Annotated in this window: 9 protein-coding genes; 6 read left to right on the forward strand and 3 right to left on the reverse strand. The window is 44.9% G+C overall.

The genetic code is table 11. From position 1 onward, the window contains the following. Positions 1 to 239 precede the first annotated feature (239 nt). The 5 genes from HWQ41_RS11650 to HWQ41_RS11670 all read left to right on the forward strand — a co-directional run bounded on the left by HWQ41_RS11650 (position 240) and on the right by HWQ41_RS11670 (position 11,678). Complete coding sequence (locus HWQ41_RS11650; RefSeq protein WP_292762776.1) at positions 240 to 2,699, forward strand: hypothetical protein; 2,460 nt, start codon at positions 240 to 242, stop codon at positions 2,697 to 2,699. 215 nt (positions 2,700 to 2,914) lie between these two features. Further along, positions 2,915 to 3,478, forward strand: a complete 564-nt coding sequence (locus tag HWQ41_RS11655; protein WP_292762779.1) for a hypothetical protein — start codon at positions 2,915 to 2,917, stop codon at positions 3,476 to 3,478. A 367-nt stretch (positions 3,479 to 3,845) separates the two neighbouring features. Beyond that, the gene (locus HWQ41_RS11660) at positions 3,846 to 5,396 is read left to right on the forward strand and encodes a hypothetical protein (RefSeq protein ID WP_292762781.1); all 1,551 of its coding nucleotides are present in this window, start codon (positions 3,846 to 3,848) and stop codon (positions 5,394 to 5,396) included. Further along, entirely contained in the window at positions 5,393 to 9,232 is a 3,840-nt protein-coding gene (locus HWQ41_RS11665; protein WP_292762783.1) for a TonB-dependent receptor, read from the forward strand. The genes HWQ41_RS11660 and HWQ41_RS11665 overlap by 4 nt, the downstream gene beginning before the upstream one ends. Beyond that, on the forward strand, positions 9,219 to 11,678 hold the full coding sequence (locus HWQ41_RS11670) for a hypothetical protein (RefSeq protein ID WP_292762784.1): 2,460 nt from the start codon (positions 9,219 to 9,221) through the stop codon (positions 11,676 to 11,678). The genes HWQ41_RS11665 and HWQ41_RS11670 overlap by 14 nt, the downstream gene beginning before the upstream one ends. Positions 11,679 to 11,892: 214 nt before the next feature. On the opposite strand, the gene miaB is transcribed toward HWQ41_RS11670, so the two are convergent. The 3 genes from miaB to HWQ41_RS11685 form a co-directional block, all read right to left on the reverse strand. Next, the gene (gene miaB, locus HWQ41_RS11675) at positions 11,893 to 13,257 is read right to left on the reverse strand and encodes a tRNA (N6-isopentenyl adenosine(37)-C2)-methylthiotransferase MiaB (RefSeq protein WP_292762786.1); all 1,365 of its coding nucleotides are present in this window, start codon (positions 13,255 to 13,257) and stop codon (positions 11,893 to 11,895) included. A 72-nt stretch (positions 13,258 to 13,329) separates the two neighbouring features. Next, positions 13,330 to 13,908: a Uma2 family endonuclease gene (locus HWQ41_RS11680; RefSeq protein ID WP_292762787.1), complete on the reverse strand. Its 579-nt coding sequence runs from the start codon at positions 13,906 to 13,908 to the stop codon at positions 13,330 to 13,332. Positions 13,909 to 14,019: 111 nt separating this feature from the next. After that, a complete protein-coding gene (locus HWQ41_RS11685) occupies positions 14,020 to 15,540 on the reverse strand; it encodes a carotenoid oxygenase family protein (RefSeq protein ID WP_292762790.1) in 1,521 nt (506 codons plus the stop codon). Positions 15,541 to 15,832: 292 nt separating this feature from the next. On the opposite strand from HWQ41_RS11685, the gene HWQ41_RS11690 reads away from it, so the two are divergent. Beyond that, positions 15,833 to 15,958, forward strand: a complete 126-nt coding sequence (locus HWQ41_RS11690; RefSeq protein WP_292762792.1) for a hypothetical protein — start codon at positions 15,833 to 15,835, stop codon at positions 15,956 to 15,958. The last annotated feature ends 332 nt before the right edge of the window (positions 15,959 to 16,290 follow it).

The following is a 16,290-nucleotide window of genomic DNA, read 5'->3' on the forward strand; positions in this document are numbered from 1 at the left end:
ATACTTACGATTGCCAGCCTTGAGTCTCAAGGGTAAGCGTAAAACAAGTAGACAAGTTATTTCTGGTTGTTATCTCAATGTAGTTTTTAAGGAGTGTCAATAATTTAGCTCCTTAAATATGCATTCCCGAAACGTTGAAGTTTTGGGCAGCTAAAGTCGGTAATTCTTTAAGGAATTGCCGAACTTTATCCTGTCTCAAAATTCAAGATCCAAGTTCACCAAATAAATAAACTACTCCTATGGTAAATCGAAATAAATCTGTCAGCAAGCAGTGTAAGCCTTACCAATCTCTAGTAGCAACAGCATTATTAACTGGTAGCTTTTTCCAATTTGTCGCACCTGTATTAGCTGACGGAACTACTGCGGGTACATCTATCAGTAACACCGCTACAGCGACCTACGAAGATCCTAACGCACCAGGGACAACTATAAATGCCACTTCTAACACTGTTACCGTAACTGTAGCAGAGGTTGCTGGTATCACCGTCACCGCATCTGGTGTAACAGATGCCAATGGCGGTAATGTCGCAGTTGGTGATTTACTTGTCTACGCCTACACCTTGACCAACGTCGGTAACGACCCGACCAAATTCCACATTCCTAACCAAGCTACAACAACTGGCCCAGGTACAGTTTCTGGCACATTACCAAATGGTGGTACACCTAATAGCCTGCAATATAGCACCGACGGCGGACTAACTTGGACAAACGTCCCGCCTGGCGGCGTAGACACGCCCTCAGTTCCGGTTAGCGGTACTGTGTTGGTGCGTGTGCCAGTCACTGTACAAGCTGGTGCCCAAACCAACGACGTCATTACCGTCACCTTTGGTAACACTCCTGGTGATGCTCAAAACCAACTGCGGAGTCCTGATGGTGGTGACGTGTTCACCGTAGATAACCCCGACACTGGTGTTGCTGGTGAAGTACCTGGCACACCAATTAACGGTACGCGGGAAGCTAGTATCACCCAGCAGATTAAAGTGGGGAACACTGCTAAAACTATTGCTTTAGCCACTATCCTCAAAACTCGGACAGGCTATAACGCTGGTGTTCCGTCTGTCCTCAATGATGATGTGTTGACTTATGGTTTGAGCTTGCGAGTTGAGAGCAATGACGTAACCAATAGTGGGCTGACTCCCGGAGCTTTAGCTGGTACACCCATCAATGTAGACGGTAGTACAGTTACCCGTATCCTAGTTTCTGATGCAATTCCAGCATCCACAACTCTCAATGGTACCCCAACCGCTCCTTCAGGATGGATAGTAGTTTACGCTGGTGAAGATCCTGCCGTAGCCGGAAATACAGCTGATAAGGCTCTGTGGAAAACTAACCCTGCTCAAGTAACGGGTGGTGTAGTTAGACGGGTTGGTTTCATTAATGATCCTAACGTTATTTCTTCAGTTGCCACTGGAACAACCCTTACAGGCTTTACTGTGCAAGTGAAGACTACTGGTGTTACAGGTTCGGCGGCGACCGCTATTAACAACATCGCTCAAGTATTTGGTAAAACTGCTGGAGATCCAACTAGCCCCCTACTCTTCGACGACTCAGGTGACCAAAACCCCGATAACATCACTAATGGAGTCCCGTCTACTACAGTAGACTCTGGCTATTATCCCACAACTCCTACAAATACTGACACAGGGAATAACAACCAAGGTACTTCTTCTGCTACTGGGGATGTCAACGTCTATACCATTTCACTTGCCACAGCAAACTCAGTTTTGAATGGCCCGAATGGTGCGCCTGATGCGACTGGCCCATCGGGTCTAACTAACGACGACTTCACCAACAAATCTTCTCTGGTTCCTGCTGGTACGGCACCTAATACTACTCTTGATCCCCAATCAGTTGGCTTCACCAACACTATTAAGAACAATGGCACTACCACTAACGACATCACAATAGTGCCAACGGCACCAGCAACTATCACAGATTTGCCAAATAATACAAAGGTGACTGTTAGCTACAATAGTCAATCTGCTGTCTATACATACAGCAATGGCGTTTTTACCATAGCAGCTGGTAATACACCAATTAAAATCTCTGGTGTTACTGCTGGTGCAAGTATCAACTATGGTGTAGAAGTTGATCTACCAAGTGGCACTGCTCTCTCAACTGATATTAACAGGGGCTTCCCAGTACCGATCACTGCTTTTGTTGATACCAATAATAATAGTGCAGTTGATTCTGGGGAAGTGAATAACATCAGCATCGATCGCGTATACACTGGCTTCTTACAACTGCTGAAAATGTCGCGAGTTTTACAAGGGACTGGGCCAGCAGTGCCGGGGAGTGATGGCACATTTAGTATCACTCCGAAGACTCCTTCTCCAGGCAACATTATTGAGTACCAGGTTCAATACAAAAATATTTCTGATGCTCAATCTGGAACCGGAAACGTAATTTTGAATGCTAACAAAGTTGTGATTAGTGAAGATGGTACGCAAAGCCCCAACAACTGGGCGCTAGACAACGATAATAACACTCAAATTGATACCAGTAATATTGTTGGTTCCGCAAAGGATTCTGGGACTGCCAACATCCAATTCTTCAGTGGTAATCCTGCCAGCACTTCGGGCATCGACCAAACCGGAACCACGGTAAACAATGATGTCACTAAGTATGTAGATACGATCACTGGACAGGTTGCACCGGGTATTCAAAGAACGTTTACTTTCCAACGCAAGGTGAACTAATTCGTTGGGATTGGGGGAATTTGATTGGAGACTCCGATGTTCGCAGACTCGTTGGCGCAGCCTCTCGTAAAGAAGAGATTGGGCGATCGCCACACCAGTTTACCTCACCCCCAACCCCTAAACAGCAAGCAAAGAGGAGAGTGACTCTTTCTTAGCAAAAGTAGGGAAAGATAAATCAACAATCAACATTCTGAAAGTTTTTTGAGGTTATTTATATGAAGCGTCTTTATCTTGCAGGTTTAGGAGCGATCGCACTGATTGCTACAGTTCCATTTCTTAGTCAAATTCCGGGAATGACTTCTCTATGGCATTCTACAAGCGCTGTTGCTCAAAATGTCAAAACTCAAGGGCAAATACAATTGCGCTTAGAGGCAGAAAAGCAAGTGGTAGCACAGGATCAACAAGGTAAGCAAAGCCAGAAATGGGAACCTTTAAAAGGTCAAGTTGTGGTGCGACCAGGAGATGTGTTGCGATATACCTTGAGTGGCGAAAATAAGAGCGATCGCCCAGTGAAGAATTTGACTATTAATCAACCTATTCCCCAAGGAATGGTCTACGTGCTGAAATCTGCCAATGTCGCCAACAATGCCAAATTTATTTATAGCATTGATGGCGGGCGCAGCTTTGTCGAAAATCCCACTGTTAAAGTTACTCTTTCTGACGGCAAGGTGGAAACAAAACCAGCACCAGCCATTGCTTACACCCATATCCGTTTGCAGATTCCGTCACTTGCAGCCAAGACAACAGTCAAGGCGACTTATCAAACACAAGTGCGCTGATTGAAATTGGGGTTGTCCTTTGTCTTTTGTAATTAACAAATAACCAAGAACAACTTTCACGCAATATTTTACCAATTAAATCGGATTACTGTAGCAGTGAACTTGCAGGAAATACTATTTAATAGTTTTGGATTTCCAGAAATAAATAAGCATTTTTATCGAAGAAGGGAACTCTTAATAGGGAACTCTTAACAGTTTTTCCTATTTCCTGTTCCCTATCCGGGAGTAAGAGACCCCCACTTCTTTTTCTGGCATGTTTCAGGTGGGGTATAAATCCCCCTTTCTGTTACCCCCCTGTTAAGAGTTGCCCGTTCCCTGTTCCCTCTTTATTAACAACAAGCTTGACATCCCAGAGGAGATATGTTCAGTGAGCCGTCCTCAAAAACAAAAGCAAATTACTTCTAGCAGCAGCTGGCGGCAAAGGTTAACAGCAAGTATTATCCTGGGAAGTTTTTTACATACTACTATACCTCTACCAGCGATCGCGCAACAAACTAATAATCTGGCTACGTCTTTACCATTAACAAATCAAGCTACTTATACTTATACAGATTCTGCTAGTAATTATGAATATCAAGGAAGTTCTAGTCAGATCAATGTTACTCCTATTAGTCCTAACCGATTAGTTGATCCATTAGGGCGGATATTAGGTTGCGGTGGCACAATTTTAGCTGACTATACAGGTTTTTCAGTTGGCGTATACGAACCTAACTCTAGCGATCCAACGGGCACAGAATTAGGCAGCTTGGCTGCTTTGACTCGAACAGAGTTACCAGATATTCCTAATAACAACATTCCGGGCGGTAAATCGCCAAATACCGAGAATAGTAACCCCTACTTCCTTACGAATAACCCTGCGGGTTTCTACAATTTCCTACTCGATCCGAATAAGGGTCAAACTGATCCAGGTAGAAGCTATATTTTTGTAGTTAATCCACCACCAAATTCTATCTACAAACAACGACGCATCAAGATTGAAATCCTTGCTAGTAGTGGTATACAAGGTAATGCTGTGGTGCGATATGTCGCTACGTCTCTGGATGGTCAACCAATTAATCTCACAGGCGAAACCAGGGTAGAGCAAACAGTTGTTTTAGTTTCCAATGCAGACGCAGTGGGACTGGACTTATTAGCTTTTGAATTCACCACAAATATGTGTCAAGCGAATCAGTTGCAGATTATCAAAACAGGCGATCGCGCTGCTGCAGAACCTGGAGATACGGTAATCTACCGCCTGTCGATCAAAAATCTCGCTGATGCTGGTTTGAATAATATATTTGTCACCGACAACCTACCTTTAGGATTCCAGTTTTTGCCTAAATCTGTGCGGGGAGAGTTGGATGGTAAAGCAGTCACTCTCACCTCGGAACGGAATGGTAACACAGTGATATTCCGTACAGACGTAACGATTCCCACAGAGAAAGTCCTGAATATTGCTTACGCTGCTCAACTAACAGCCGATGCGCTGCGTGGTACTGGTCGCAACAGTGCGATCGTTAATGCTCAACGATCTGATAACCGTTTTAGCACCAAGGATGGGCCAGCAACACACCAGTTAAAAATTAATCCAGGAATCCTTTCTGACTGCGGCACCATTATTGGTCGTGTGTTTGTTGATAAAAACTTTGACGGTGAACAACAGCCTGGTGAGCCTGGAGTTCCCAATGCGGTGATTTTTATGGAGGATGGCAACCGTATTACCACTGATCCTAATGGTTTATTCTCCTTAGCCAATGCCTTGCCTGGGAACCACACGGGTGTATTAGACCTCAGCAGTCTCCCCGGTTACACACTGGCTCCCAACCACAAATTCCGCGAACGTAATAGCCAATCTCGCCTGGTGCGTTTAGAGCCTGGTGGCTTGGTACGCATGAATTTCGCAGTCACCCCCACCTTCCAGGAGCCAGTCAAAAAATGAACCCCAGACTGCACCATGCAACAACTTTCAACCTGAGGTTGATGGGGGCGATGTGGATAGCTCTCAGCTTTCTTTTGTATCCTGCCATAGTCAAAGCAGAACCCACCAGTGAAAACCTCTTTTTCTCCGATTCCCCTTCGCAAGCAAACAAGGGTGTTGAAGATCAAAAAGTTTCTTCTCATCTCTTGGAAAGTTCCAAGCAGCAGTTTCCACCTCTGGAATTTTCTTCCACTTCTCCAGCACCAACTACTGATACTTCAATTCCAGATGTCCAGCCAAGTGAAACGGAAATACAACCATTTCAACCAGCAACTTCTGTTGATTTACCCAGAGGCTTTGGCAAAATAGCCGCAATAGAGGACAAGAATGATGGACGCAAAGGCATCGAGACACAGTTTCAAGCTTCTCCAACGGAAATCCAACCATTTCAATCAGCAACTTCTGTAGGTTTACTTAGAGGCTTACGCAAAATAGCCGGAGTAGCCGAAGTCAAAGAGAAAATTCCCTCCGTTCCTCCCGCTCCCCCAACTTCCCCCACCTCCACAGCAATCAAAATCCTGACTCCAACAGCTGACAGTGTTGTAGATGTACAAGCTACCACGGTGACTGTGCAATTTCGCGTTGGGAGTCAGGTGGAATTGCGGGTGAATGGCGTGTTGGTAGACTCTTCCTTGGTGGGACGAACCCAAAGTGATGCCACCACCAACTTAGTAACGCAGACATGGTATGGTGTCTCGTTAAAAGCAGGTAAGAATAGCATCTCTGCACAAGTATTAGGAGGGACAGAACCCCCTGTAACGGTGCAAGTCGCAGTCCGGGGAGCGCCACAGCAACTAACCTTAGAAACTGTTGAGTCCCGTATCCCAGCAGATGGACGTTCTACAGCGACAATCCGGGGTCAACTCATCGATGCAAGTGGCAATCGCTCTAACCGTGATGCTGTTGTTACTCTAATACCCACTGCTGGGGAGTTGGTTGGGAAAGACTTCAAACCCGATCAACCCGGATTTCAAGTGGAGGCGAAAGCGGGGCAATTTACAGCCACATTGCGATCGCAACTGAAGGCCCAAACTGTCCGAATTCGGGCAATAGCTAATGATTTAGAAGCTTTTACCGAACTACAATTTGAAACGGCACTGCGTCCGAGCTTGGTAACAGGGGTAATAGATTTACGTTTCGGCGCTAGAGGTACAAATTATTACGGCAGTTTCCGTGATTTCCTCCCTCCTGACAAAAACAACAGAACGCAATTAGATTTTCACTCAGCGGTATTTGCCACTGGTGCGATCGGAGAATGGTTGTTTACAGGCGCATACAACAGTTCTCGTAACCTCAATGAAGATTGCGACTGCAATAATCGCCTGTTTAAAACTTACCAATCCAGCGAGCAAAATTATCCTGTCTACGGCGATAGCTCTAGAGTTGATGTCGTCGCTCCTTCCATTGACAGCGTATATCTGCGTTTTGAGCGTTCAACTCGTATCCCCGGATCTGATCCTGATTATGCCATGTGGGGTGACTACAACACCGAAGAATTTGCTCGGCGATCGCAGCAATTTACTTCTATCACCCGTCAACTTCACGGCTTTAAAGCTAATTACAACTTAGGGAACTTACAAATTACAGGTTTGTATGGCAACCATTTAGAAGGATTTCAACGGGATACCATTCCGCCCGATGGCACTAGTGGCTATTACTTCCTCTCTCGCAGACTACTACAACCAGGTAGCGAAAATGTCTTTATTGAGTTAGAAGAACTCAATCGTCCTGGGACTGTACTAGAACGCAAACAGCTGAACCGCGGCCCAGACTACGAAATTGATTACGATCGCGGTACCTTATTATTCCGCGAACCCATCCTCCGCACCGATATTGATCAAACTGGACAAGTGTTGGTACGCCGGATTGTTGTTAGCTATCAATACGACGACCAAAACTCTGATGGCAATATCTACGCTGGTCGCTTGCAATATAACCTTTCCCGCAAGCTGAACCAGGAAAGCTGGATCGGAGCAACTTACGTCCAAGAACATCAGGGAGTGCGTGACTTTCAACTCTACGGTGCAGATGCGCTGATTGCTTTGGGTGACAAGGGCAGCTTCATCGCAGAATATGCCCATTCCACAAATGATTCTGATGTTGTGGGAAAGGTCAGAGGTGACGCTTACCGCTTGGAAGCTGAAGGAAAGATTACTAATGGGATTCAAGGTCGTGCCTATTATCGCTTTGCTGATACAGGCTTTGCCAATAATGCCACTATCAGCTTTGTCCCAGGACAAACCCGTTATGGAGCGCAGGTTACAGCTAAAGTGACCTCAACTACCACCCTCAGAGCGCAATACGACCACGAAGACAATTTTGGGATTGCTCCCCAACCACTAGATACTTTTGAAGAACTCTTTGCACCGCGTTCTGATGCCATACCTGGGAGCAAAGTTGATAATTCGCTGACAACGATTTCCGCCGGGATTCAACAACGCCTGGGTAGCGCCACTATTGATGTGGATTGGATTCATCGTAATCGAGAAGACCGCATCCCGGACAGCGCTCTAAGTAGTAATTCTGATCAATTGCGATCGCGTTTTTCAGTTCCCCTCGCTAAAAACCTGACTTTCCAGGCGCAAAATGAACTGACTTTATCTTCTCAAAAAGATCCGGTTTACCCAGACCGTACCATCTTCGGGTTGAATTGGGCATTAATTCCTGGTGTCAGTGTCAGTCTAGCCCAACAGTTTTACAATAGCGGTCAATATTCGGGTAATTCCATCACTAGCTTGAGTGTCAACGGTGAACACAAACTCGGATCAGATACTACTTTGACCGGTCGTTACTCAATTTTGGGTGGTGCTAACGAAATGACTACCCAAGGGGCGATTGGTCTAAATAACCGTTGGACTATTGCTCATGGATTGCGGCTGAATTTAGCTTACGAACACGTATTTGGCAACTTCTTCGGACGGACTGCGGCGGGTCAACAATATGCCCAACCCTTCGCTTTTGGTCAATCAGCATCTGCGATCGGATTTGATGGTGGCGATAGCTATAGTGTAGGGCTGGAATACAGTGATAATCCGCAGTTTCAAGCCAGCGCCCGTTATGAACATCGTTCTTCTTCTGGTGGTGGTAATACAGTAATTACCGCAGGTGCTACGGGTAAAATTTCTCCGGCTCTCACCGCCTTGGTACGTTATCAACAAGCCGGTTCTTCCAATCAAAAGCTTTCAGGATTGGGAGATACTGCTACCCTGAAACTGGGTATAGCCTACCGCGACCCCAATAACGATAAATTTAATGCTTTATTGCGTTATGAATATCGCCAAAATCCGTCAACCATCCCTGACACCATCCTGTTAGGAAGTGGTACGGGTTCCCAAGACCATACCTTTGCTTTAGAAGCAATCTACGCTCCTAACTGGCAATGGGAATTCTACGGTAAGTATGCCTTGCGTAACAGCACTTCTTATTTAGCCAACGATTTAGCTGGTACTAGCACAGTAAATCTGGCGCAATTACGAGCTACCTATCGTTTGGGATATAGCTGGGATTTGGTGGGTGAGGCTCGTTTAATTAGTCAGTCTAGCTACAGCGAAACAGGCTTTGTTGTTGAAACAGGCTACTACCTCACACCTAACCTGCGCGTTTCTGCTGGTTACGTTTTTGGTAAAGTTGATGACCGGGATTTCTCAGGAACACGTTCCGCAGGTGGTGCATATTTGGGTATAACAGTCAAGCTCAACGAATTATTTGATGGCTTTGGACAGCAAAAGCCTTTGGCACGCCAGCCACAACAGCCAAAAACAACAGAGGCGCAGGTAAAAACAGATGCATCAATTTAAACGCAGGGTGCGGAAATGCTACAAGGCTTTTGGCTGGGGAGCGATGAGTGCGATATTTGTACTCCAACCCACACTAGCGCAGGCTCAGATCCAGCGATCGTTCCTGAATCCCGGTTTTGAGCAACCTGTATTTGGCTCTGCTGGTCAACAATGTTACGTTCAAGTTCTGCCAAGTCTGATCCCTGGCTGGGAAACAACTCATGGCTCAGTAAAGGCGGGAACAGGTAGCTGTAATGGTTATGTATCTCCGGGAAACGTACCGCTCATTGAGATTTGGACAACAGGCTTTAATGGTGGATCTGGCGCTACCTCCACAGCAACCAATGCAGGGAATCAATTTGCTGAGTTAAATGCTGAACAAGCTTCTGAGTTGTATCAGAATATATGCCTACTTCAAAATGAGACGATTACGTTCTCTTTTTTACATCGTGGGCGGTCAAGTGCAACTAATGCTGATGTGGCCAATTTTTTAATTGGACTAAATACCGATCCAACATCAACTGTCTTTGGCACATTTTCAACAACTAGCAATGGGACAGTTACGGCACAACCAGTAGCACAGAATGGTGCTACTATTCCTTCTGTAAGTAACAATAACGCCGGAAATGGCTGGGTGCGATACTCTGGCAGTGTGCCTTACACTGCTGCTTCCGGCAATCGACCTGTAGGATTTGCAGCTGTTTCCACGGCGGGTGGGGACACTACTGTAGGTAACTTCCTTGATGAAGTGCAATTTGCTGGTAAACCTGTGGTCGAGTTTACAGCAAGTTCAGGTGGTGCGGCAGAATCAGAAACTAACCCCACCACCAACCCCCCCAAACTCAGAATCGTTGGTTTAGTGCCAACTGGCGGAATCTCCGTTCCGATTTCCGTGAGTGGTACAGCGACTTTGGGTACAGATTACAATACGACATCAGGCACATCCACGTTTAATATCAGTATCCCTGCGGGTAACTACGACGGTAGTGATGCCACTAGTGTCTTTACCATTCCGTTTACTGTCATTAATAACAACATTCCTCAAGGTGTTAGGACAATCGTATTCACTCTCCAACCTTCATCTAGTTTTTTCGCCAGTTCGACCATGACTTGTGGCGGTTCCCCAACAGTCATCTCCAATTACACAATCTTCGATGATGATTTCCTCAGCGGCAAGGTTTGGGATGATGCCGACAATAGCGCTAACAATACTTTTACTAATATTAATACTGGTTCGGAAACTGGCACTAATGCAAGTGGGTTGTTAAATGCCATTCTGGTGGATGATTCAACTAATAAGGTTTTGGCGACAACACCTGTTGCGGCAGATGGTACTTACACCTTTACCAATGTTCCCCTTAATCAAAACAACGTCAAAATTATCTTAAGTACGACTGCTGGCACAGTTGGTAATACTGCCCCTGCGCCATCCATCCCCCCTAACTGGGTCAATACTAGCCCATTGACGACGGCTATTTTTAATACTGGCACAAACATCTCTAGCAAGGACTTTGGGATTGAGCAGTTACCCAATACTAACAACGTCACTGCATCTCCACAAACAAATCCAGGGGGAACCAATACTGTACAAGTACCAGCACTATCAGGGACTGATCTGGAAGATGGTACCCTTGGCTCTAGCAAAAGCTTCAAAATTGTTAGTCTGCCAACTAATGGGACACTGTACTACAACGGTGTAGCTGTGACAGCAAACCAAGTGATTACTAGTTATGATCCGACCAAACTAACAGTAGATCCAAATGATGGTGCAATAACGGTTACATTTACTGTAGCCGCAGTGGATAACGCAGGCAAAGAAGATCCCACACCTGCTACTGTGACTATGCCATTTACTGTTGGCAAACCTAAGCTACTTTTAGTTAAACGTATCACGCGCATCAATAACCAGGATTTAAACGACATTGTGGATGGTCGCAGTGACGTTTCTACTAGTGCTGCCAATTATGTGCCATCTCTCTATGAGACTGATGATGATAGCAATAAACCATGGCCAGTTGGTTACTTGCGGGGATTGATTAATGCTGGAATGGTCAAAGTTGGGGACGAATTAGAATACACCATATACTTTCTTTCTAATGGTGTGGGTAATGCAACTAATGTGCAAATCTGTGACTTAGTACCTTCCAATACTACTTTTATTCCCACTGCTTTTAATGGTATGACTCCTGGTGATGGCGGCTTACCAGGGGCAGATCAAGGTATTGCCCTTGCGCTTGGTTCTAGCACTCCTACAGTTTATTTGACCAATGCACAGGATGCCGATCGCGGACATTTTTATACAGCTAACGAATCAGGCATACCATCATCCTGTGGCATTAACATCAATGGGGCTGTGATGGTTAATATCACCCGGAGTTCCGATTTACCCAATCTACCCGCAGCCACTGGAAATGGCACACCAGCTAATTCTTATGGCTTTATTCGCTTCCGCGCCAAAGTGAAATAGGGGAAGGGCTTAATTAATTCGTAATTCGTAATTCGTAATTCGTAATTCGTAATTACGTTATAGTGGTTCTCCCTTGAGTGAGGTACAAGAACCCCACCCCCAACCCCCTCCCCGCAAGCGATGAGGGGACTATGATCTACCTGATGTGATTAGGAAACGCTATAGCCAGTCCGCGAGCGTCATTATCAATTACGAATTATTTTAAAACATCCTCTTAGACAAACAAGGCTTGTTTGACTTCAACTGGTTCACCCGTCAAACTAAAAGGGCGAACTTCGGTAATTTTTACCTTGACTAACTGCCCTTGCAATTCTTTGATGTCGCCACTGAAGAATGTCAGACGATTACCGCCAGTGCGTCCCATGACCTGGGTTTGATCTTTAGGATTTTGGTCTTCTACTAAAACTTCTTCAATGCGTCTAAAGTAACGTTGCGATCGCTCGGCGACTTTCAAGTTTACTAAATGATTGAGCCGTTGCAGGCGATCGCTTTTAATTTCTTCACTCAGCTGATTGTCCCACAAAGCCGCAGGTGTCCCTGGACGCGGTGAATATGCTGCTGTATTCAACATGTCAAAGCCAATATCTTCCACCAGTTTCAGGGTATTTTCAAACTGTGCTTCTGTCTCCCCAGGAAAACCGACAATCGCATCAGCACTAATCGAAGCATCTGGCATATATCGCCGAATAGTATCGATGATCCGGCGATATTTTTCATGGGTATAACCCCGCGCCATCGCTTTTAAAAGTTCATTATCCCCAGATTGAAAGGGAATGTGGAAGTGTTCGCACACCTTGGGCAACTCAGCACAAGCCTTAATTAATCTCTCTGTAAAATAACGGGGATGGCTAGTAGCAAATCTTAGCCTTTCAATCCCCGGCACATCATGTACATAATAAAGTAAATCTGTGAAGTTGTGCAGATGCCGACCTTCTAGCGTGGTTCCTGGCAAATCTCTGCCGTAAGCGTCAATATTTTGACCGAGTAGAGTAACTTCTTTGTAACCTTGCCGTCCTAATTCTTCCATTTCAGCCCGAATAGCTGACGGCGTGCGAGATTGTTCGACACCGCGCACATTGGGAACCACGCAATAAGTGCAGCGTTCGTTACAGCCGTAAATTACATTTACCCAAGCTGTCACTTTACTATCCCGTCGCGGCTGGGTGATATCTTCAATAATATGAACTGAGTCGGTTGCGACAACTTGGTTGCCGTCAAACACTGACTCCAGCAAATCTTTAAGACGGTTGGCGTGTTGTGGCCCCATTACCAAATCTAATTCTGGGACTCGCCGCAACAACGCTTCTCCTTCTTGCTGGGCAACACAACCAGCAACGATGAGAGTTAAATCAGGCTTTTCATGCTTACGCTTTGCCTGTCTGCCAAGGTAGGAATATACCTTTTGTTCAGCATTATCCCGAATTGTGCAGGTATTGTAGAGAATCACATCTGCATTATTCGGATCTTCGCACCACTCAAAGCCCATGTCTTCCAAAACGCCAGCCATGCGCTCTGAGTCAGCTTTATTCATCTGACAACCAAAAGTAGTGATGTGGTAGTGGCGTTTAGAAGTGGTCATGGGCAATTCTACTTAATTAGCGTAATGTATATAAGGTTTATTTCTATTCTATAACGAATTAGAGTGTGGTTATTATTTAGCCTCAAAGTCAACTTTATCATAAATATCTGATAGAGAGATTTGAAATTGAATAGAGGATAATATTAGAATACTATTCTCTTCTTCATACTCTGAGAAAATCCATTTTCTCTCGTCAGTTTTAGAATATTGTTCTACATGATTTTTGTACTGATCAATCAGAACATATTCCTGAAAACTGGGTATAGTGCGATAAGCCGCAAATTTATCATCTCTATCATAGCTTTTGGTAGATTTGGATAGCACTTCACAAATCACTAAGGGATTAGTAATTGTATCTGTACGTCCCTCAGAAAATTCTAATGAGCCTGCAACAACCATGATGTCAGGATATGTATGAATTCGCTTTTTAGGAATCCATAGACGTTGGTCAGCAACGAATACTCGATAAGGTTGTCGCTTGAAAGCAAAATTGAGGGCTGCATAAAAATTACCAGCTATTTGATTATGATTTGGTGTTCCGCCTGTCATGGGTATAATTTGACCATCTATATATTCATGACGATACTCGGAAATGATTTCTAGTTCTAGGTATTCTGTGAGAGAATAGTGGCGTTTTTCTTGTAATTGCATAGGACAAGGCTCTTTGGGATTTTTGATTTTGCATTGACCAGATGCGATTAATTACGTCTGATCAATGCTATTCGTTTTTACTGTAGCGTTGTTTTTTTAAAGGCAGAGGGGTTATGATGCTGGGTTCCAAGTGCCGTGGAAACTGTGGGGAATGACGCTAGGTAATCCTAGTTTGCAAACGGGTTCTGCATCCAGGCGATCGCTATCAAATACCCAAACTTCACTACTATGAGAATTACCATCGTAGACAACAGTTAGCAGCCAACCCTGTTCAGGGTTTTGGCTGTCTTGGGCGGGGATGGGTTCTGAAGGATAGCGATTTTCTCCTAAGTCTGCTTCGGTGAGGGTTTCGGTCTTGTGATCAAAACGGGCGATCGCATTTACTAGTTCTTGGCTAATATCTGTTCCTGAGCGGAATGTTGACATATATGTGTACCAAGAAGCTTGCCCCACATTTTGCTGTGGTACAGTCGGAAATTCACAATGTCGGTTTAATAGTTGCTGAATTGACGTAACTTTGCCAGTTTGGAGATGCAGATGAACTCGCGTTAGTGTACTTTCAGCTGGGGTGTGAGTCTGACCTGTAGCTACTTCCTTGAGATATTGGTTAGTTTGAAAATCTTCATAACGGGCGATATCCACAATCACTGACCCGCTAGCATCTACATAACCGTTAGCAAAATGCCATTGATACCAAGGTTCGGTTTCGCCACGACTGACCACAGATAGGGAAACCCTGTCAATAACTAAAATCTGAGTTCCTAATCTAGGTTGCCACTTTAGCAAATCACTATAGTTGTTTGTCCCTATTAGCGCGGGTAAGACATTCAACCGCACTGGCGGAATGAAAAATACAATATATTGTCCTGCTAAAACAAAATCATGCACCAATGGTACGCCATCTAGCTGGTATGCAGCTTGTTGGATAATTTTGCCCGTCGGATCGCTTTTGTAAATATTAAGCGTCGCATTTAGTCCAGGGCTGATGCCAAAGTTAAAAATCTCCCCTGTTTGGTTGTCACGTTTATAATGTGCAGAATAGCTTAATCCTTTAGTTAACCCCTCTAAATCATCTTCGCCCCAAGTTTCTAAAGTTTGTAAATCGAGGGCGTGGGGTTTACCACCTTCCCACAGTGCCAAAAGTTTATCTGGAAGTGCTAGCACTGAGGTGTTGGCAACATTTTTGATCGGCTTTTGCCATTGATTCCAAATTGGCCCTGGTGCAGTCATGCCATAATTGCCGTAGAGTAGTTTACCTGCTGCGGCTTCTTCTTGATAGCCAGAGGTTTGGACGTAGCGATAAGCCCCGGTTGCGATACCTTCGGTAAAATTTACTGCCAGAATTGCGCCATCTCCATCAAACCAGTGTCCCATGCGTTGGCGTAGCCCGCCGTTGGCATCGCCACCGCGTTCTAGCCGTCCGGGGCCATTGCGGTAAAGAGTGCCACGCAAGCCATCTGGGATTTTGCCAGAGATAATTGGCAGTTGCGTAGGGGGAAATTCTTTTGCCGGTTCTGCGTTAGCGTTCGCGGAGCGTCTTGTAGAGAAGCTCACCGTTCGCGGAGCGTCTCGTAGAGAAGGTATCGCACCTGCCCAGGCTTTTGTTGTTGACTTTTTCTCAATGGTATGCATATCAAATTTTGGCTTGATCAATTATTAATGTACATATTTTAATTCTGACATTTTTCTCTTTGTTGCAATTTTCTAACAAAGCCTCTAGCTGTAGATGTATGGAGGCTTTGACATGATATTACTCGTTAACTGAGCTAGCTCATAGTCATTAATAAAAATAACCACTACCCTGAAGTCAATCAACATTCCAAGTGGTTCAAGAAACTATGGTTAGCCAACAAACAATAGATATAGCAGGGAACAGGGAATAGGGAAAACCACAGCTTGTGCATTCCTAACGACAGAACTAAGCGTGGTAACGACAGAACTTAGCGTGGTAACGACAGGACTTAGTGTGGTAACGACAGAACTTAGTGTGGTAACGACTGGACTTAGTGTGGTAGCGACAGGACTTAGTGTGGTAACGGCAGCTGATTGATTCATAACTACAGCTTAAGTGTGGTAACGACAGCTTTAATTTTTCTAATGACAGTTTTTGATGTGGTGGCGACTGGTTAGTTAATACTAGGGATGGCTATCTATTCATTTTTATATTTATCTAGGACTTACGCAAAAGTACACCCTGTAGGGGCAATTCATGAATTGCCTCTAAGAAGAAAATCATTCTTTTCGGCTATTGTTTGTGTAAGTCCTGTTATTGTAAATTAGGGACTGACAAATAAAAAAACATCCCAAATTTTCTTGTGGGATGGGTGTCCGCACTACGTGCCGCTACGCGAACACCCGTCCCATATTCAGGGCGGGCTTTCC

The organism is Nostoc sp. NOS(2021), from assembly GCF_017115025.1.
Classification (GTDB): domain Bacteria; phylum Cyanobacteriota; class Cyanobacteriia; order Cyanobacteriales; family Nostocaceae; genus Nostoc.